At 65.9% G+C, this 20,080-nt stretch carries 13 protein-coding genes; 4 read left to right on the top strand and 9 right to left on the bottom strand.

Annotated elements, in window-relative coordinates; genetic code table 11:
• Positions 1-10 precede the first annotated feature (10 nt).
• Complete coding sequence (locus QU663_RS05745; RefSeq protein ID WP_021611221.1) at positions 11-1,927, top strand: long-chain fatty acid--CoA ligase; 1,917 nt, start codon at positions 11-13, stop codon at positions 1,925-1,927.
• A 92-nt stretch (positions 1,928-2,019) separates the two neighbouring features.
• Here QU663_RS05745 and QU663_RS05750 read toward each other — a convergent pair whose 3' ends face one another.
• Both QU663_RS05750 and uvrA read right to left on the bottom strand, forming a co-directional pair.
• Positions 2,020-2,505 carry a polysaccharide transporter gene (locus tag QU663_RS05750; protein WP_232210910.1) on the bottom strand — a complete coding sequence of 162 codons (486 nt, stop codon included), beginning with the start codon at positions 2,503-2,505 and terminating at the stop codon, positions 2,020-2,022.
• A 17-nt stretch (positions 2,506-2,522) separates the two neighbouring features.
• Complete coding sequence (gene uvrA, locus QU663_RS05755; RefSeq protein WP_021611219.1) at positions 2,523-5,393, bottom strand: excinuclease ABC subunit UvrA; 2,871 nt, start codon at positions 5,391-5,393, stop codon at positions 2,523-2,525.
• A 57-nt stretch (positions 5,394-5,450) separates the two neighbouring features.
• On the opposite strand from uvrA, the gene QU663_RS05760 reads away from it, so the two are divergent.
• Positions 5,451-5,732 (top strand): YciI family protein, encoded by a 282-nt coding sequence (locus tag QU663_RS05760; protein ID WP_034480602.1) that lies wholly within the window; start codon positions 5,451-5,453, stop codon positions 5,730-5,732.
• Between the two features lie 68 nt (positions 5,733-5,800).
• Here QU663_RS05760 and QU663_RS05765 read toward each other — a convergent pair whose 3' ends face one another.
• The 5 genes from QU663_RS05765 to coaE form a co-directional block, all read right to left on the bottom strand.
• Positions 5,801-8,197, bottom strand: a complete 2,397-nt coding sequence (locus QU663_RS05765; RefSeq protein ID WP_370465099.1) for a cation-translocating P-type ATPase — start codon at positions 8,195-8,197, stop codon at positions 5,801-5,803.
• On the bottom strand, positions 8,181-9,179 hold the full coding sequence (locus QU663_RS05770; protein ID WP_021611216.1) for a TerC/Alx family metal homeostasis membrane protein: 999 nt from the start codon (positions 9,177-9,179) through the stop codon (positions 8,181-8,183). The genes QU663_RS05765 and QU663_RS05770 overlap by 17 nt, the downstream gene beginning before the upstream one ends.
• Before the next feature lie 40 nt (positions 9,180-9,219).
• A complete protein-coding gene (locus QU663_RS05775) occupies positions 9,220-10,221 on the bottom strand; it encodes a TerC family protein (protein ID WP_021611215.1) in 1,002 nt (333 codons plus the stop codon).
• A gap of 281 nt (positions 10,222-10,502) precedes the next feature.
• Positions 10,503-12,584 carry an excinuclease ABC subunit UvrB gene (gene uvrB / locus QU663_RS05780; RefSeq protein ID WP_021611214.1) on the bottom strand — a complete coding sequence of 694 codons (2,082 nt, stop codon included), beginning with the start codon at positions 12,582-12,584 and terminating at the stop codon, positions 10,503-10,505.
• Positions 12,585-12,678: 94 nt separating this feature from the next.
• Positions 12,679-13,359 carry a dephospho-CoA kinase gene (gene coaE / locus QU663_RS05785; protein WP_021611213.1) on the bottom strand — a complete coding sequence of 227 codons (681 nt, stop codon included), beginning with the start codon at positions 13,357-13,359 and terminating at the stop codon, positions 12,679-12,681.
• An 89-nt stretch (positions 13,360-13,448) separates the two neighbouring features.
• Here coaE and brnQ point away from each other — a divergent pair, with 89 nt between their 5' ends.
• Positions 13,449-14,798 carry a branched-chain amino acid transport system II carrier protein gene (gene brnQ / locus QU663_RS05790; RefSeq protein ID WP_021611212.1) on the top strand — a complete coding sequence of 450 codons (1,350 nt, stop codon included), beginning with the start codon at positions 13,449-13,451 and terminating at the stop codon, positions 14,796-14,798.
• A gap of 432 nt (positions 14,799-15,230) precedes the next feature.
• Here the strand turns inward: brnQ and rpsA are convergent, their stop codons facing one another.
• Together rpsA and polA are read right to left on the bottom strand one after the other, a co-directional pair.
• Positions 15,231-16,667 carry a 30S ribosomal protein S1 gene (gene rpsA, locus QU663_RS05795; RefSeq protein ID WP_021611211.1) on the bottom strand — a complete coding sequence of 479 codons (1,437 nt, stop codon included), beginning with the start codon at positions 16,665-16,667 and terminating at the stop codon, positions 15,231-15,233.
• A 171-nt stretch (positions 16,668-16,838) separates the two neighbouring features.
• Positions 16,839-19,568 (bottom strand): DNA polymerase I, encoded by a 2,730-nt coding sequence (gene polA / locus QU663_RS05800; RefSeq protein ID WP_021611210.1) that lies wholly within the window; start codon positions 19,566-19,568, stop codon positions 16,839-16,841.
• On the opposite strand from polA, the gene QU663_RS05805 reads away from it, so the two are divergent.
• Positions 19,567-20,043, top strand: a complete 477-nt coding sequence (locus QU663_RS05805) for a PaaI family thioesterase (protein ID WP_021611209.1) — start codon at positions 19,567-19,569, stop codon at positions 20,041-20,043. The two genes, polA and QU663_RS05805, sit on opposite strands and share 2 nt — an antisense overlap.
• The last annotated feature ends 37 nt before the right edge of the window (positions 20,044-20,080 follow it).

The following is a 20,080-nucleotide window of genomic DNA, read 5'->3' on the forward strand; positions in this document are numbered from 1 at the left end:
AAGGACCGCAATGACGGTACGCAGGCTCGCCGACGGCTCATGGGAGTCGATCGCCACGCGCGAGGCCACCGAGGACATGAACCTACCCAAGATGCTCCATCAGCGCGTCGAGCGCCACCCCGGGCAGGTCGCGATCGAGCGCCGATCCAACGTCGGCGCATGGCGCCGCGTGACCATGGAGACGTTCCTCGGCGAAGCCGACTCTATCGCGCGTGGCCTCATCGGCATCGGCCTCGAGGCGGGCGACCACCTGGCGATCCTGGCCCCGACCTCGTATGAGTGGGCCCTCATCGACGTGGCCGCCCTGTCCTGCGGCGCGATCACCGTGCCCATCTACGAGACGGATTCCGCGCAGCAGATCGCCCATATCCTCGCAGACGCCGACGTGCGCATCGTCATCACGGCCACCACGCAGCAGGCCGAGTTGGTCGAGTCCGTGCGCACCGACGGCGTGCGCCATATCCTCTCCCTCGACCGCGGCGCCGAGCGCGTCCTGACCGGCGCCGCCCAGGGGGTCACGGTCGAGCAGGTTCGCGAGCGCACCGACGCCGTGACGCTTCACGACGAGGCGACGGTCATCTACACTTCCGGCACGACCGGTATGCCCAAGGGCGTCGTACTCACGCACGGCAACTTCATCTCGCCGATGCTGCAGGCCTACGACTTCCTGCCCGTCCTCATCAACGACCCGAAGTCGCGCTCGTTGCTCTTCCTGCCGGTCGCCCACGTCCTGGCGCGCTTCGTCATGTACTGCCTGCTCGCCGGTCAGGGAGTCACCGCTTTCTCCCCGGACACCCGTAACCTCGTCAACGACATCGCGACCTTTAAGCCGACGATGCTCCTCGTGGTTCCGCGCGTCATGGAGAAGGTCTACAACGCTGCCGCCGCGAAGGCCGGTGGAGGCGTGAAGGGGCGCATGTTCTCCTGGGCCGCCAAGCAGGCGCGCGCCCTGTCCAAGGCCACCGCCTACGTGGACTCTCCCCTGCCCGAGTCCGCGGTCGCTGGTCCCGGCCCCGACACGACGCCCGTCCCCGATGCCTCGGCGATGCCCTCCCCTGGCCCGTCGTCCGCGCTGAAGCTGCGCGCCCGCGTCGCCGACGCGCTCGTCCTGTCGAAGGTCCGCGCGATCCTGGGCCCGAACCTGCACACGATCATCTCTGGTGGAGCTCCCCTGGCCCTCGACCTGGCAAACTTCTATCGGGGCTTGGGCATCACGCTCCTCCAGGGCTACGGCCTGTCCGAGACGACCGGCCCTATCTCCGTGGAGACGCCGCAGGACTTCCCCCCGGACTCGGTGGGCTTCCCCTGGCCAGGCAACCGGATGACGATCGCCCCCGACGGCGAGCTGCTCGTGCGCGGTATCTCCGTGTCGAAGGGCTACCACAACCTGCCCGAGGCCACGGCCGAGGCCTACGTCGACGGCTGGTTCAAGACGGGTGACCTCGCCTCGATTGACGATCGCGGGCACCTGCGTATCACGGGCCGTAAGAAGGAACTTATCGTCACCGCGGGCGGCAAGAACGTGTCCCCCGAGATCCTCGAAGAATCCCTGTCGACGCACCCGCTCATCGCGAACATCATCGTGGTCGGCGACAACCGCCCCTACATTGGCGCGCTCATCGCCCTGGACACGGAGATGCTGCCCGAGTGGCTCTCGACCCACGGCCTGCCCGTCGTGGATGCGGCGCAGGCCGCGAACCTGCCCGAGGTGCGCGAGTCTCTCGAGAAGGCGATCGCCCGCGCCAACAAGGCCGTCTCGCGCGCCGAGTCGATCCGCCGCTACCGCATCGTGAACGCGGCCTTCACCGTGGAGAACGGCTACATGACGCCCTCCCTCAAGCTGAAGCGCCGCCGCGTCCTGGCCGACTACGCCGACGAGGTCGACGCCCTGTACGCGTCGGGCGAGGCCGCGAAGAAGCAGGAGTAACCCGGCAAGGCACGCGGACCCTCCGTCAACACGAAGCGGCCCCGGCCTCGTTCATCGACGAGGTCGGGGCCGAGTCGTATGCGCAGGCGCGGTTAGTCGGCGGTGTTGCGCCCGACGACGAAAGCGGCGAAGAGCGCGAGGAGGACTGCCACGCCGATGACCGGAAGCGGAATCCACATCAGCGTGCGCCGGGTAATCTCCAGCGCAGCCGAGGCGACGACGCCGACAAGAAGGAATGTATGGAAGGCGCGGGACCACAAGAAGCCGTCACTGTCGCTGCTCCACAACATAAAGAGCGACATGATCACAAGCACAGCGACGACCGCGTAGATCGCGATAACCGTGCCCAGGTGCCACACGTGGCGAGCCTCCGCTTGGGCCGTCACGCTCAGGCACAGGTTGCCCAGCCCGGCGACGAAACCGCAGCCCAGCCCGTAGACGCGGCTGCGCCCGGCCGAGCGGGCCGCGAGGGCCTTGAGCGTGAGTGCGCCGGACACCACCATGAGCGCCACCACGATGAGGTGGACCCATGCGGGCCAGAAATAGGAGAAGCCGTAGAGGCCGTATGCGGGGTTCATGAGCTCCATACTAACCATTACTTCCGCGAAGCAGCGGAGTCGCGCGCGGCCTCCTTCGCGAGGACCTCGGCGAGGTACTGCCCGGTGAATGATTCCTTCACCGTCGCGACCTCCTCGGGTGTCCCCTGCGCGACGAGAGTGCCACCGCCGGCGCCGCCCTCGGGACCCATGTCGATGATCCAGTCGGCGCTCTTGATGACGTCCAGGTTGTGCTCGATGACGATGACCGTATTGCCCTTGTCCGCCAGGGACTGCAGGACCAGCAACAGCTTGCGGATGTCCTCGGAGTGCAGGCCGGTCGTGGGCTCGTCGAGCACGTACACCGTGCGGCCGGTCGACCGCCGCTGCAGCTCAGAGGCCAGCTTCACACGCTGCGCCTCGCCGCCCGACAGGGTCGTCGCGCTCTGGCCGAGGCGCACATAGCCCAGGCCCACCTCCACGAGCGTGTTGAGGTGGCGGGCGATGCGCGAGATCGGGGCAAAGAACTCCGCGGCCTCCGAAATGGGCATGTTGAGCACGTCCGCGACCGTCTTGCCCTTGTACTCGACCTCGAGAGTCTCGCGGTTGTAGCGCGCGCCATGGCAGACCTCGCAGGGCACGTACACGTCGGGCAGGAAGTTCATCTCGATCTTCAGGGTGCCGTCTCCCTTGCAGGACTCGCAGCGACCACCCTTGACATTGAAGGAGAAGCGTCCCGGGCCGTAGCCGCGCACCTTCGCCTCCTGCGTCTCGGCGAAGAGCTTGCGGATCTGGTCCCACACGCCCGTGTAGGTCGCCGGGTTCGAGCGCGGCGTGCGACCGATCGGGCTCTGATCCACGTGCACGACCTTGTCGAGCTGCTCGATGCCCGTGATCGTGCGGTGGCGGCCGGGAACCATGCGCGCGCCGTTGAGGCGCGAGGCCAGGGTGCGGTACAGGATGGCGTTGACGAGCGTCGACTTACCGGAGCCGGACACGCCTGTGACGGCTGTAAAAACACCGAGCGGGAAGGACACGTCGATATTCTTCAGGTTGTTTTCCCGCGCGCCCTTGACGGTCACGACGCGCTTCTTGTCGATCGGGCGACGCGTCGGCGGCACGATGATGCGGCGCTTGCCCGACAGGTACTGTCCGGTCAGCGACTTGCGGTTCTCAAGCAGCTCGGCCAGCGGACCCGAGTGGACGACCCACCCGCCGGTTTCGCCAGCACCGGGGCCGATATCGACGATCCAGTCGGCCTCTTCCATCGTCTCCTCGTCGTGCTCGACGACGATGAGCGTGTTGCCCAGATCCCGCAGGCGCTCCAGGGTCGCGATGAGCTTGCGGTTGTCGCGCTGGTGCAGGCCGATCGAGGGTTCGTCGAGGACGTACAGGACGCCGACGAGGCCGGAGCCGATCTGTGTGGCCAGCCGGATACGCTGTGCCTCGCCGCCCGACAGCGTTCCAGCGCCGCGCGAGAGCGTCAGGTAGGTGAGCCCGACGTCCACGAGGAAGGCCAGGCGGGCCTCGATCTCGGTGAGGATCGGCTCGGCGATCGAACGTGCGCGCTGCTCGAGCTCCACTGTCGCGAGGAATTCGCGCGCCTCCGAGATCGACATGTTGGAAAGCTCGGCGATCGACTTGTCCCCGATGTGCACGGCGAGAACCTCAGGCTTGAGGCGCGCACCGTGGCACGTCGGGCACGGAATCTCGCGCATGTAGGAGTCGAGCTTCTCGGACACGGCGGCCGACTCGGTCTCCTCACGCTTGCGCTCGATGTAGTTGACCGCACCCTCAAATCCCGTCGTGTAGGAGCGCTCGCGCCCCCAGCGGTTGCGGAACTTGACGGTGACCTCGTAATCCTTGCCGTACAGGACGGCGTCCTTGACCTTCTTCGGCAGGTTCTTCCACGGCGTGCCCATCGCGAAGCCCAGCTCCTTGGACAGGGATTCGAGGAGCTTCTTGTGGTACTTGAAGTTCGAGTTCCAGGGGATCACCGCTCCGTCGGCGAGGGAGAGTTCCTCGTCGGGGACGACCAGCTCGGGATCGACCTCGAGGCGGAAGCCCAGGCCCGAGCAGTCCGGACAGGCACCGTAGGGGGCGTTGAAGGAGAAAGTGCGCGGCTCGATCTCGTCGAGCAGCAGCGGGTGATCGTTGGGGCATGCGCGCTTCTCGGAGAAGCGGCGGCGGCGCTCAGGATCGTCCTCGTCCAGATCCACGCAGTCGATGACGACCAGGCCGTCGGAGAGACGCAGCGCGGTCTCGACGGAGTCGGTCAGGCGCTGGCGCATCCCGTCGCGCACGACGAGGCGGTCGACAACGACCTCGATGGTGTGCTTGAGCTTTTTCTCCAGCTTGGGGGCATTTTCAAGGCGCACCATCTCACCGTCGATGATCGCGCGGGTGTAGCCCTCCGAACGAAGCTCGTCGATGAGGTCCTGGTACTCGCCCTTGCGTCCGCGCACGACCGGGGAGAGGACCTGGAAGCGCGTGCCCTCGTCCATCGTGCGCACGCGATCGACGATCTGCTGGGGCGTCTGCGCCTGGATGCGGGCCCCGCACTCGGGGCAGTGCGCGACGCCGGCGCGGGCGTAGAGCAGACGCAGGTAGTCGTGGATCTCCGTGATCGTGCCGACGGTCGAGCGCGGGTTGCGCGAGGTGGACTTCTGGTCGATGGAAACAGCGGGTGACAGGCCTTCGATAAAGTCCACGTCGGGCTTGTCCATCTGGCCGAGGAACTGGCGCGCGTAGGAGGAGAGCGATTCCACGTAACGGCGCTGTCCCTCGGCGAAAATCGTGTCGAAAGCGAGGGATGATTTACCGGATCCGGACAGGCCGGTGAAGACGATCATGGAGTCGCGGGGCAGCTCGAGGTTCACGTCCTTAAGGTTGTGTTCGCGGGCGCCCTGGATGATTAGCTTGTCATGCACCCTTCGATCCTATCCGCCCCCTAGGCAAAAGCGCGGATCAGGGCTAGTGTTATGCGTATGGCTTACTATGCAGTTGAATACGTGTACAACCCCTCGATGACGCAGACCATGGACGAGGTTCGCCCGACGCACCGCGCGTTCCTGTCCGGCCTGCTCGAGCAGGGAATCAACATTGCGTCCGGGCCACTCGTTGGCGAGATCCCCGGCGCTCTCATCCTCATCAACGCCGAAACCCAGGCTGACGTCGAGCGCATCCTCAACGAGGATCCTTTCTACGTCGCCGAGGTTATCCAGGCGCGCCTCATCCGCGAGTGGAACCCCGTCATTCGGGCGTTCTGATCGCACGTCGCGAACGAGGCCGGGGCCGGGTTGATACCCGACACTGGCCTCGCCTCGTATCCGCCCCCCTACTCCTGGATCGAGCGGGCGAATTGGCGCGCGTAGAAGATGCGCTGAGCGATCTCGATGAGGGCGGCGGCGCACGCGCCGACACACGCGATCACGAGCCACTCGTATCCGGTGGGCGCGACCATCGAGAAGAAACCGCGCACCGGCGGCAACAGAACGCCGCCGACCGTCGCGGAGATAACGCTCACCAGTAGGACCCACTTCCACAGCGACAGGGGTCGCGAGGTGATCACGAGCAGCCAGATGGCGCCCAGCATGAGGGACAGGATCGCGGCGGTGGACTCGCGCGCGATCGGTGGGCCATCGACGATGCCGAACGCGGTCAGCGCAGCCGCCGCCAGGATGAAGCCCGTGGGCATCGCGAGCGACAGGGTACGCCTCAGGAATCCGGGCACGTAGCGGCGCGGGTTGGGCCACAGCGCCAGGAAAAACGCGGGGATACCGATCGTCAGCGAGTCGATGTAGCTGAACTGGCGCGGCAGGAACGGATAGCGCCAACCGACCAGGGCGGTGACGATCACCAGCACCGCCGCGTAGGTGGTCTTCGCGAGGAACAGCGAAGACACGCGCTCCATGTTCGCGATGATGCGTCGCCCCTCCGACAAGACCCCGGGCAGGACAGAAAACTTCGAGTCAACGAGCACGATCTGCGCGACCGCCTTCGTGGCCTGCGTACCGTTGCCCATCGCGATACCGAGGTCGGCGTCCTTGAGCGCCAGGGCGTCGTTCACGCCGTCGCCCGTCATGGCCACGCAGTGATCGCGCGCCTGCAGGGCACCCACCATGGCCCGCTTCTGTTCGGGCGTCACGCGCCCGAACACGTCGTGACTCTCGATCGCGTTGTTGAACGCCTCCGAGGTCAGGTCCTCGGGAAGGTCGCGCGCGTCCATGAGGCGAGCGGGCGAACCGTCGGGCGCCGTCAAGCCCGCCTGGGCTGCCAGCGCGCCGACCGTCGTCGGGTTGTCGCCCGAAATGACGCGCACGTGCACGCCCTGCGAGCGGAAGTAGTCAAGAGTCTCGGCCGCGTCCTCGCGCAGGTCCTCCTCCAACGTCACGAGGGCGGCCACCGTCCGACGCGCGGGCAGCTCGTCGTCGATCACGGCCTCGTCCGCACGAACCAGCGCCACGACGCGGGACCCCTGAGTGGCAATGGCGCGCACCCGCTCCAGGAGAACCGCGTTCGTCGCCACGGCCTCGTCGATAACGAACTCGGGCGCACCCAGGATCCAAGACTCGCGTCCGGTCCCCCACGCGCTCCACTTGCGGGCCGAGGAGAAGGGAACGGACCACTCGATACGCTCGACAGCCCCGGCCTGCTCGGCTCCATCCAGGTGCTGCCAGATCGCCTCGGCAGTGGCATTGGTACGGTCGCACGAGGCGCTCGCGAGGGCACGCATCACCTCCTCCGCGTCCCCCGAAACCACGTCGACCTCGCGCACCCGGATGCCACCCGTCGTCAGCGTGCCCGTCTTATCCAAGCACAGGCAATCGACGCGGGCCAGCACCTCGACGGCCGGAAGCTCCTGAACGAGGACGCCCCGGCGTGCCAGCGTCGCCGATCCGATCGCGAAATTCATCGACGTGAGCAACACCAGGCCCTGGGGGATCATGCCGATGACGGAGGCGACCGACAAGACGAGAGCCTCGCGCCAATCCCCGCCCGAGCCGCCGGCGATACGGTTCTGCGAGTAAAAGGTCAGCGCAACGACCGGGAGCAGCATGACGGAGACGACCTGCAGCACGCGGTTGATCGACACCTGAATCTCGGACACGGTACGGGTGAAGGCGCGCGCCTGCTCAGACAGGCCTTGCGCGTACACGCGCTCACCGACCGCCGTCGCCACCATGCGCCCCGAGCCGGCCACGACGCTCGTGCCCGCAAGCAGCTGATCGCCCTCTTTCTTCTTGACGGGACGCGATTCGCCGGTGAGCAGCGACTCGTCGATCTCGAGGCCCGCGGAGGCCAGGACCGTCCCGTCCACGCTCACCTGATCGCCGAGCGTCAGCTCGATAACGTCGTCGAGCACGACGTCGCGAGCCGGAATGACCGACAGGGTCCCATCGCGCAGGACACTCGCCTGCGGGGCATCCACGATCGCCAGCGAATCCAAGGTGCGCTTTGCGCGCAGCTCGGAGACGATACCAATCACGGCATTGATAATCATCACGCCGCCGAAGATGCCATCGCGCAGGTCACCGAACAGCAGCACGATGATCGACGCGCCCACGATGATCGCGTTAAAGAGCGTCAGCACGTTCTCTCGAACGATCGATGCCACGGAACGCGACGTGCGGTCCTTCACGCGGTTAACCGCGCCGCGGGCGACGCGCTCCGCGACCTCTGCCGCACTCAGGCCGCGCTCGCCGAGGCTCGTCACGTCAGCGCTCACGGGCATCCCCCTCATCCATCGCGGTACGTATCAACGACGCGACAACAGTTACCGCCAGCGTCACGACGATGACGCCCAGCGATACCGACACGGAAATGTTGGGCGCCCACTCCACACCCCGACCGCCATTGATAAACGGGAGGGTGTTGGCGTGCAGCGCCTCAAGAATCAGCTTAATACCGATAAAGCTCAGGATGACGCCGAGGCCGTAGCCCAGGTAGACGAGCTTGCCCAGCAGCGCGTCCACGAGGAAAAACAGCTGGCGCAGACCCATCAGGGCAAACACGTTGCAGGCGAAGACCAGGAACGCCTGCTGGGTCACGCCGAAAATCGCAGGAATCGAATCAAACGCAAACATCAGGTCCGCGGAGCCCAGGGCCAGCACGACGACAAACAGGGGCGTCAGGTAGGTGTGCCCGCCGTGACGGTAGAGCATCCGGTTGCCGATGAAACCGTCGGTGATCGGCAGGACGCGCCGCACGAGGCGAATGAAGCCATTCTCGTGGTACTCGTCGTCCGCCTCTTCGCCCCTGGCAGTCTCCCGAACTTGAGACACGGCGGTCCACAGCAGCCACGCGCCAAAAATGAAGAACACCCACGAGAATCGAGAGACCAGCGCGGCGCCGAGCAGGATGAAGACGAGGCGCAGCACCAGCGCGATGACGATGCCGAAGAGCAGCGCCTTCTGCTGGTTCTCTCGGGGCACCCGGAACGCTTTGAGGATGAGAATGAAGACGAAGAGGTTGTCGACCGACAGCGACCACTCCATCGCCCAGCCGGCGTAGAACTCCTGGGCGTACAGCCATCCGTTCGTCAGCCAGATGCCGACGCCGAAGAGGGCGGCGAGCCCCACGTAAAAGAGAGTCCATCGGGCCGCCTCAGCGGCCGTGGGTGGATGCGGGTTGCGTGCGTGCCCGAGGAAGTCGATCACAACGAGTCCGACGGCGACGAGCGCCAGGATCCCCCACGCCCACGGGTGAATAACCATGAATACCTCTTAACTATTCGACCGGCGAATTTTACCGCTCTCAGGCGGCACTGTCGTCGCTTCCGCGCCGAACGCGAGATGCCACGAGCGAAGCTGCGACCGTGATCACGATCGTGACCACGATGAATCCGAGCGAGAAAGCGATGGACGGCTCGGGGACCGTCGCGACCTCGTGGCCGCCGTTGATGAAGGGCAGCTCGTTGGTGTGCAACGCGTGGTTGATGAGCTTGAAGCCAATGAACCCGAGGATCGCGGCGAGGCCATAGTGCAGGAACACGATGCGGTCGAGCAGGCCGTCGATGAGGAAGTAGAGCTGGCGCAGCCCCAGCAGCGAGAACGCGTTGGCGGCGAACACGAGGTAGGCCTCGGAGGTCAGCGAGTAGATCGCGGGGATCGAATCGACGGCAAACATGACGTCGGCCGTACCGATCGCGATGACGCACAGCAGCATCGGCGTAATGTAGGTGCGTCCGCCGTGGCGGTACAGCATGCGCGAGCCGATGAAACCATCGGTGACGGGCACGACCTTCGACACCCAACGCACGAGCGACGGCGGGCGGTAGTCCTCGTCCTCCTCGTCGCCACCGATGCCCTCACGAACCTGACTGATCGCGGTCCACATGAGCCACGCGCCAAAGAGGTAGAACACCCACGAGAAGTTCTCGATGAGCGCGGCGCCCGCGAGAATGAAGATAAGGCGCAGCACCAGCGCGATGACGATACCCGCTAGCAGGACCTCCTGCTGGTTCTTGCGGGGCACGCGGAAGGCCGACAGGATGATGACAAAGACGAAGAGATTGTCGATGCTGAGGGCTTTTTCGGTGATGTAGCCGCCCAGGTATTCCTGTCCGTATTGTGGCCCCCAGACTGCCCAGACGATGGCGCCGAAAATGAGGGCGATCGCAATGTAGGCGATGGACCACCAGGTCGCTTCCTTAAGCGTGGGTTCGTGGGGTGTGCGGACGTGGCCGACGATGTCGACGACGATCATGGTCAGAATAATGCCAGCCAGGATGATCCAGGCAAGGGCGTGCACGTGCATACGTGGGGCCTCCGGTACGAGTCGGGTACCGGAGGTCTCCTCCCGCCAGGAATCCTGGCCGGTGACGCCGGAGGCCGCGCCGCGTTGGCGGGCCGTCGTGATGACGACGCCACTGTTGGTGGGAGTACTCCCCTCCGCTTACACCTCTATCCTAGTCGGAAGTAGCCGATCCCAGGCGATTCATAACAAGTGGCGTCTGTCGCCTTCACGGTGTCGACCGCTCCCGATGGACGAGGCCGCAGCCGCATCCGGCGTCCGGCCGCCCCGGGCAACATGCACGATCAATGGGCGCGCTTCATGGCGCGCAGTTCCTTCTTGAGATCCTCGATTTCGTCGCGTAGGCGCGCCGCGACCTCGAACTGGAGGTGCTGGGCGGCGGTCATCATCTGGGCAGACAGCTCCTCGATGAGTTCGGCGAGCTCGGCCTCCGCGCGCTGACCAGGATTCGAGACGGCAGGCGTCGCGGCCGCACCTCGGTCGCGTGCGCTCTTCTCCTTGCGATACCCGCCCTCGAGGAGGGTCTGCGTGTCGACCTGCTCGCGGGCGAGCATGTCGGTCACGTCGGAGATCTTCTTGCGCAGGGGCTGCGGGTCGATGCCGTGTTCCTTGTTGTAGGCGATCTGAATCTCGCGACGGCGCATCGTCTCGGAGATGGCCTCGTTCATCGAATCGGTCATGTTGTCCGCGTACATGTGGACCTCGCCGGACACGTTTCGTGCGGCGCGACCGATCGTCTGGATGAGCGAGCGGGTCGAGCGCAGGAAGCCTTCCTTGTCGGCGTCGAGGATGGACACGAGGGAGACCTCGGGCAGGTCCAGGCCCTCACGCAAGAGGTTGATGCCCACGAGCACGTCGAAGGTACCCAGGCGCAGTTCGCGCAGCAGCTCGACGCGGCGCAACGTGTCGACGTCGGAGTGCAGGTATTCGACCTTGACGCCGCGCTCGGCCAGGTAGGTGGTCAGTTCCTCGGCCATCTTCTTCGTGAGGGTGGTGACAAGGACGCGCTCGTCGCGTTCGACGCGCAGGCGTACCTGTTCGAGGAGGTCGTCGATCTGTCCCTCGGTGGGCTTGACGACGACGAGCGGATCGACCAGGCCCGTCGGGCGAATAATCTGCTCGACCACCCCGTCGGAGCGTTCGAGCTCGTAGGGGCCGGGCGTCGCGGACAGGTAGACGGTTTGGCCGATGCGCGCCGTGAACTCATCCCATTTGAGCGGGCGGTTGTCCATCGCGGAGGGCAGGCGGAAGCCGTAGTCGACGAGGGTGCGCTTGCGCGACATGTCGCCCTCGAACATCGCGCCGATCTGGGGGACGGTCACGTGCGACTCGTCGATGATCAGCAGGAAGTCGTCCGGGAAGTAGTCCAGGAGGGTGTGCGGCGGCGTGCCGGGTCCGCGCCCATCGATGTGACGCGAGTAGTTTTCCACGCCCGAGCACGACCCGATTTCCTTGAGCATCTCCAGGTCGAAGGTGGTGCGCATGCGCAGGCGCTGCTCCTCGAGGAGCTTGTTCTGGCCGCGGAACCACGCGAGGCGATCGTCGAGCTCGTCCTCAATCGAAGCGATCGCCTTCTTCATGCGCTCCTCGCCGGCGACGTAGTGCGAGGCGGGGAACAGGTAGGTGTGGTCGACTTCGGAGATGACGTCGCCCGTGAGCGGGTGCAGAACCGCGAGGGAATCAATCTCGTCGCCGAACATCTCGATGCGGATCGCGAGTTCCTCATACACGGGGATGATCTCGATCGTGTCACCGCGCACGCGGAAGGTACCGCGCGTAAACGCCATGTCGTTGCGCACGTACTGCATGGCGACGAAGCGTCGCAGCAACGCATCGCGATCGATGATCATGCCGCGGCTCAGCTCGATCATGCGCGCCACGTACTCCTCGGGGGTGCCGAGGCCGTAGATGCAGGACACCGAGGAGACGACGACCGTGTCACGGCGGGTGAGCAGGGAGTTCGTAGCGCTGTGACGCAGGCGCTCGACTTCGTCGTTGATCGAGGAATCCTTCTCGATGAACGTGTCCGTCTGAGGGACGTAGGCCTCGGGCTGGTAGTAGTCGTAGTAGGACACGAAGTACTCGACCGCGTTGCCCGGCAGGAGCTCGCGGAACTCGGCGGCGAGCTGCGCGGCGAGGGTCTTGTTCGGCTCGAGGACCAGCGCGGGTCGTTGCAGCTCCTCGATGAGCCAGGCGGTGGTCGCGCTCTTACCCGTACCCGTCGCACCCATGAGGACGACGTCCTGCTCGCCGTCGCGAATGCGCGCGGCCAGCTCTCGGATCGCCTTAGGCTGGTCGCCCGACGGCGTGTACGGGGAGATAACCTCGAAGGGCTTGTTCTGGCGGATGACGGGGGTTTCGCTCACTCCCCTACGCTACCGCCCACGCCCTGACATCGCGCGGAGGACCCGCCCGGGTGCGCGGCGAGCGACAGTGTGCCCCGGCCTCGTCGTTTGCCCCCTAGAGATCGGCGATCAGCCAGCGCCGCCACACCCGGGACGCGACCTGCCGCAGGTCCTCGGCGCTGCCGCAGTTGTCGATCCACACGTGCGCGATAGCGCGGCGCTGGCGTGACGAGGCCTGGGCACGGATGCGAGCGCGCGCATCCTCGGGCGACACTCCCCTGCCCTCCAAGCGCGCGATCCGCGCCTCGATGGGGGCGTCGACGATGACGACGGCATCAAAACGCTCCGCCCCTGCCCCCTCGACGAGAAGCGGGACGTCATAGACCGCGAGCGAACCGGCGGGGGCGGCGCTCAGGATCTGCCAGGCGCGACGCTCGATGGCGGGGTGCGTGATGGCATTGAGGGCTGCGACGCACTCGTCGGCATTCTCACCGGCGAAGACACGACGCGCGAGGCCCGCGCGATCGAGGGTCCCGTCAGGCCGAATCAGGTCCACCCCGAAGCGCGCGGCGACCTCAGTGAGGGTGCTGTGCCCAGGCTCCATGATCTCGCGCGCGATGGCGTCGGCGTCCGCGACGATGGCACCCAACGAGGCGAAGGCGGCGGTCACCGTGGATTTGCCGGAGCCGATCCCACCGCTGACCGCGACCACGCGGGAGGGGCCCTCTGTGCGCGCCGGGCCCAGTGGGCGCAGGAGCGTGGCGGAGCATTCTCCGTAAGAAAGCGACGTCGTCATGGCGCCAGCGTATCCCCCCTGCGGTTGCGCATACGTACCCTCATGCAAGAATTGGTCCTGTTAAAGCCCCCACAACACAGCGAGTAGCAGTGACGCACACAATCAACGACGATACCACCCAGCGCTCAGGTACCGCGGTCCTCATCGCGACCTCACTGACCCTCTTCTCCATGTTCTTTGGGGCCGGTAACCTTATTTTCCCGCCGATTATGGGCGCGTCCGCCGGCTCGAACTTTACCCCCGCGATCATCGGCTTCCTCATCGCCGGCGTCGCCCTGCCCGTCGTCTCCATCATCACGATCGCCCTGTCGGGCACCGACATGCGCGACCTCGTCAGCCGCGCGGGCACGTACTTCGGCCTCGTTTTCTCGGTGCTGGTCTACCTCTCCATCGGAGCCTTCTACGCGCTCCCACGCACGGGGGCCGTCTCCTTTTCCACGGCCGTCGCACCCATTATCGGCACACAGTCCACCGTTGCATCGATCATCTTCAACCTGATCTTCTTCGCCATCGCCTTTTACCTGTGTTGGAACCCGACCAACATCATCGACAGCCTCGGCAAGGTGCTCACCCCGATCCTGCTGGGCCTGCTCGTCCTCCTCGTCTTCCTCTGCCTGGCGTCCCTGCCGGCTTCACACGACGCTCCCACGGGCGAATACGTCCGCAACCCTCTGGCCGCCGGCCTGCTGGAAGGCTACATGACGATGGATTCCATCGCGGCTCTGGCCTTCGGCATCATCGTCGTGACGTCGCTGGGGCACACGGGCGGCGGTATCGGAGCCAAGGTCGTTCGGCGTACCTCCACCGCGGCAGTGATCGCTGGGGCGCTCCTGGGCGTGGTCTACGTCGGCCTGGGCCTGATCGGGCACGTCATCCCCAACGCACAGAGCTACACGGACGGTGCGAGCCTCCTGGCCGATGCGGCGCGCTCGACGATGGGCTGGCCCGGTCAGATAGTCTTCGGTCTCATCGTGCTCACCGCATGCATGACGACCGCCGTAGGCCTCATCGCCGCCACGTCGGAGTTCTTTAACCGCTTGCTGCCCTCGATCTCCTACCGGGCGTGGATGATCCTCTTCACGCTTATCTCCTTCGTACTGGCATCCACGGGCCTGTCCTCAGTGCTGGCGATCGCGGTGCCGATCATCACCTTCCTCTATCCGATCGCCATCACGGTCGTCTTCATGACGATCGTGAGCCACCCCTTCCGCCTCGCCACGCCCGCGATGTGGACCTTCCGCCTGGGCACGTGGACGGCCGCCGCCTGGTCGGGGGCGACGACGCTGGCGCAGGTCGGCGTCGCCACCGACCGAATCAACTCCCTGCTCATGTGGAGTCCCCTCCAGGCCAACCAGCTCGGCTGGATCCTCCCCACCGTCGTCGCGGCATTGATCGGCGCGTGCGTTGACGTGGCGCTGTTGAAGCGCTCGGCGGCCTGACCTGCGTCGACCACAGACCCCGCACGACATCGGCGAGCGGGATCTCGTTATCTGTACGACGAGGAACGATGTAACCCCGAGCAAAAGTCGCACGTAATTTACATCGGTCAGTTTTCAAGATGTGCTCAAAACGTTGCAATTCGAACGACGCGATTTCAGTGTTTGAAATACTCGCACGGGAATTACGTGCGAGATCGCTGAGCAACTAGGCCGGCCGATTGGAAGTCACCGCGAGGCCTCGGGGCCTGGCAGGGCTTCGGGACGAGGCACCGAGCGAAGCTCGCGGCGCGGACGGCGAGCGGGCCTCACGGCGGTCGGACATCTAACGGCACGTCAAGCAAAAAGTGGTGGCCCCCAGGAAAACCTGGGGACCACCACTCATGCGTTCACTGGCGTGAACCGACGAGTTGAAGCTCAGTCTAAGCGACCGATTCAGTTGTTCGTCAGCTTCTCACGCAGCGCGGCCAGCGCCTCGTCGGACGCAAGGGTACCCTCGTTGTCGACCGGGGTCGAGTAGGAGGCCTGCTCCTCGATGGAGGGAGCCGCTTCGGCGTCCTCTTCGAGGGCCTTGCGGACCTGAGCCTTGTGGGCCTCCCAGCGGGCCTGAGCCTCGGCGTACTGGGCTTCCCACGCCTCGCGCTGAGCGTCGAAGCCTTCCATCCACTCCTGGGTCTCCGGATCGAAGCCCTCGGGGTACTTGTAGTTGCCGTTCTCGTCGTACTCGGCGGCCATACCGTAGAGCGAAGGATCGAACTCTTCGGAGTTCGGGTCCACGCCCTCGTTGGCCTGCTTGAGGGACAGGGAGATGCGGCGACGCTCGAGGTCGATGTCGATGACCTTGACGAAGACCTCTTCGCCGACCTTGACGACCTGGTCCGGCAGCTCGACGTGACGCTGAGCCAGCTCGGAGATGTGGACGAGACCCTCGATGCCGTCCTCGACGCGCACGAACGCGCCGAAGGGAACCAGCTTGGTGACCTTGCCGGGCACAACCTGGCCGATGGCGTGGGTGCGAGCAAAGGCCTGCCACGGATCTTCCTGGGTGGCCTTGAGGGACAGGGAGACGCGCTCGCGATCCATGTCGACGTCGAGAACCTCGACGGTGACTTCCTGGCCAACCTCGACGACCTCGGACGGGTGGTCGATGTGCTTCCAAGACAGTTCGGAGACGTGCACCAGGCCGTCGACACCGCCGAGATCGACGAACGCGCCGAAGTTGACGATGGAGGACACGACACCCGAGCGCACCTGGCCCTTCTGGAGGGTGTGCAGGAAGTTCGTGCGGACCTCGGACTGGGTCTGCTCGAGCCATGCGCGGCGGGACAGGACCACGTTGTTGCGGTTCTTGTCGAGCTCGATGATCTTCGCTTCGATCTCGCGACCGATGTAGGGGGCGAGGTCGCGGACGCGACGCATCTCGACGAGGGAGGCGGGCAGGAAGCCACGCAGACCGATGTCGAGGATCAGGCCGCCCTTGACGACCTCGATGACGGTGCCGGTGACGACGCCGTCCTCTTCCTTGACCTTTTCGATCTTGCCCCACGCACGCTCGTACTGAGCGCGCTTCTTCGACAGGAGGAGACGGCCTTCCTTGTCTTCCTTCTGGAGGACGAGCGCCTCGATCTGGTCGCCCACGGCGACGACGTCTTCGGGGTTGACGTCGTGCTTGATGGACAGCTCGCGAGAGAGGATGACACCCTCGGTCTTGTAGCCGATGTCAAGGAGGACCTCGTCGTGGTCGACCTTGACGACAGTGCCCTCGACGATGTCGCCATCGTTGAAGTACTTGATGGTCTCGTCGATGGCTGCGATCAGGTCTGCTTCCGAACCAATGTCGTTGATAGCGACCTGCGGCGTATTCGTGGTCATGTAGTAGTTTCTCCGAAACGGACTGGATAGTAGATGGACAGTTCCAGCGCCTGCGGACGAATGCGGATGCACCTGTCCCTAGGCACCGTGGTTCAGTTTAGCAGCCTTTGACGCGTAAATGTGACGAATTTGGCGACAGTTTGCGTGGCGTGCGTCGCGTCGTCACACCGATCAGTGCGCCGCGAGCTGCCACGACGCGCCGACGCCGACGGCGACGTCCAGCGGGACGGACAGCGTGACGGGCGACGCCATCTGTGCCCGGACGAGCTCTTCGACGGCGGCCTCCTCGCCGGGGGCGACCTCGAGGAGAAGCTCGTCGTGGATTTGCACGAGGAGGCGCGAGGCCAGGCCGGCCTCGCTCAGGGCGGCGGCGACGTCCATCATGGCGATCTTGACGATGTCGGCGGCGCTGCCCTGAATGGGGGCGTTGAGCGCGGCGCGCTCGGCCATTTCTCGGCGCTGACGGTTCGTCGAGCGCAGGTCGGGCAGGTAGCGGCGACGTCCGAACATGGTCTGCGTGTAGCCGTCGGCGCGGGCCTGGGCGACGAGGCCTTCGAGGTAGTCGCGGACCTTGCCGAAGCGCTCGAAGTAGCGTTCTCGCAGGGCTGCGGCCTCGGGGACGGGGATGCCGAGCTGGGCGGCCAGGCCGTAGGAGGACAGGCCGTAGGCGAGGCCATAGGAGGTGGCCTTGATGCGTGAACGCTCCTCGCCGGTGACCTCGGCGACGGGAGTGCCAAAGACCATGGATGCCATGGTGCGGTGCAGGTCCTCGCCGGAGTTGAAGGCCTCGATGAGCGCCTCGTCGCCGGACAGGTGCGCCATGAGACGCATTTCGATCTGCGAGTAGTCAGCGCTCATGAGGGACTCGTAGCCCTGGCCCGCGACGAACGCGCCGCGGATGCGCATGCCGTCGGCGCTGCGCGCGGGGATGTTCTGCAGGTTGGGGTCGGAGGAGGCCAGGCGTCCCGTGGCCGCGGCGACCTGGGAGAAGGTCGTGTGGATGCGGGAGTCGGATGCGACGGTGGCGGACAGGGAGTCGACCATCTGCTTGAGCTTGATGCGGTCGCGGTGGGTGAGAAGGAAACCGAGGAAGTCGTGCCCCGCTCCCCCGCTCTCCTCGGTCTTGGCCCACAGGTCTACCAGCGCGTCGGCGTTCGTCGTGTAGCCGGTCTTGGTCTTCTTGGTCTTGGGCAGCCCGAAGTGGTCGAAGAGGATTTCTTGGAGCTGCTTGGGGCTGGAGAGGTTGACCTCGCGTCCGGCGGCGGCCCACGCGCCGTCGCGGGCGGCCTCGACGTCGGCGCCGAGCTCAGCCGAGAGGTCGTCGAGGACGCGGGCGTCCGCGGCGATGCCGACGGTCTCCATCTGGGTCAGGAGGCGCGAGAGCGGCATCTCCATGTCTGTCAGGAGCGCCGTTTCGCCGCTCTCGTCGAGCGCCCGGCGCAGCTTGTCGGCCAGCGGGTGGAGCGTGGCTGTGAGGCGGCCCGCGCGCACCTGGGCGGCGGTAGGCCCCTCGCCGATCTCGCCGAGGTCGAAGAGGGCGTCTGAGTCGGCGTTTCCCTCCTCGATGGTCATGCCGAGCAGGCGCGAAGCCACGTCCTCAAGCTTGTGGGATCGCTGGTCGGGGTGGGCCAGGTACGCGGCGAGCATCGTGTCGAAGGAAGGCGCTCCGAGGGCCCATCCCCTCGATGCGAGGGCGTGACGCGTTCCCTTCTCGTCGTGCACGATGAGGGACGAGGCCTGGGCGAGGACGGCGGTGAGCGCGCCCTCTTGCGCGGGGCTGAGCTCGGCTGGATCAATGACCAGGGCCTCGTCGGCGGTCGCGAGGACGATCCGGGAGACATCTCCTCGGGTTGGGCGCATGTCGCCTTGGACGAGGAGGGCGACAGTGGGGTGCGCGAATGTCCACGCGGCGATGTCGCAGTCGGCGTCGGCTAGGCGCACCTCAACCTGCGTCTCGGGCACGGCCTCCTCGGCGGGCTCGGCCGCGGGGGTCTGTCCCATGCCAATGCCGGCGACCTCGCGGACCTTGACGCGCAGGCGCCCGAACTCCAGGGAATCGAAGAGCCTGTCGATGGCCGCCACGTTGGTCGCGCGGCGGGCCAGGTCGGCGGGGGTGACCTCGAGATCCATGTCGGTCAGGAGGCGATTGAGGCGGCGGTTGCGCACGACGTCGTCCATGTGCTCGCGCAGGGCGGCGCCGCGCTTTCCACCGATCTCATCGGCGCGCGCCAGCAGGTTGTCCAAGCCGTCGTACTTGTTGATCCACTGTGCAGCCGTCTTGGGTCCCACACCGGGCACTCCCGGCAGATTATCCGACGTCTCGCCGACGATCGCAGCAATCTCCGGGTAGCGATGCGGCGGCACCCCGTACTTGGCCTCGATGGCCTCGGGCGTCATACGACGCAGGTCGCCCGGGCCCGTGCCCGGGTACAGGACGGTGACGCTGTCGGTCACCGTCTGGAAGGAGTCGCGGTCACCCGACACGACGAGGACGGTCGCTCCTTGCTGGCTGGCACGGTGAGCGAGCGTCGCCAAAATATCGTCTGCCTCGAAACCTTCGCGCGACAGCGAGACAATACCCATCGCGTCCAGGACCTCGCGGATGAGCTCCACCTGGCCCTTGAACTCCTCGGGGGTCGCCTCGCGCGTGCCCTTGTACTCCGGGTACTCCTCGGAACGAAATGAGTGCCTCGACACATCGAAGGCGACGGCCACGTGCGTCGGACGCTCCGTCTCGAGCAGGCGCGTGAGCATTGACACGAAGCCGTAAACAGCGTTCGTGTGCTGCCCCGTCGCCGTCACGAAATTGTCCGGCGGGAGCGCATAGAACGCACGAAATGCCATCGAATGGCCGTCAATAATCAGCACAGTGTCACTCACACATGCCACCCTAGATGCCATGACACACGATCACCAGACGAAACACACCCGCACCTCCAGGCCCGACCCCCTCGCGACAGGCGGCTGGGTGGGCGCCCACTGGCCGGGAACACTCATGGAGGCCACCGGCATGGAGGTGCTCGAACACTCGGCGGCGCGCACCGTGATCTCGCTGCCCATTGACGGCAACCGTCAAAGCGCCGGGATCCTGCACGGCGGCGCCTCCGCTGCTCTCGCCGAGACAGCGGCCTCTTTCGCCGCTCAGATCCACGCGCGCGAAACGCACCCCGGCAAGCAGGCCTACGCGGTCGGCACCGAGCTCAACGCCTCCCACATCAGCGCGGGGCGGGAGGGTACGATCACGGCGACGGCGACCGCCGTGCACCTGGGTCGTTCCTCGACCGTGCACACCGTCGACATTCGAGACGACGCGGGACGACTCATCTCCGTCGCCCGTGTGACCAACCGCATCCTCGTGCGTTCCGCGCACGAGTGAGCGCGTCGTCAGACGAGGCAGGCGGGGAGAGTCGTTG

The organism is Schaalia sp. HMT-172 (assembly GCF_030644365.1).
Lineage (GTDB): Bacteria > Actinomycetota > Actinomycetes > Actinomycetales > Actinomycetaceae > Pauljensenia.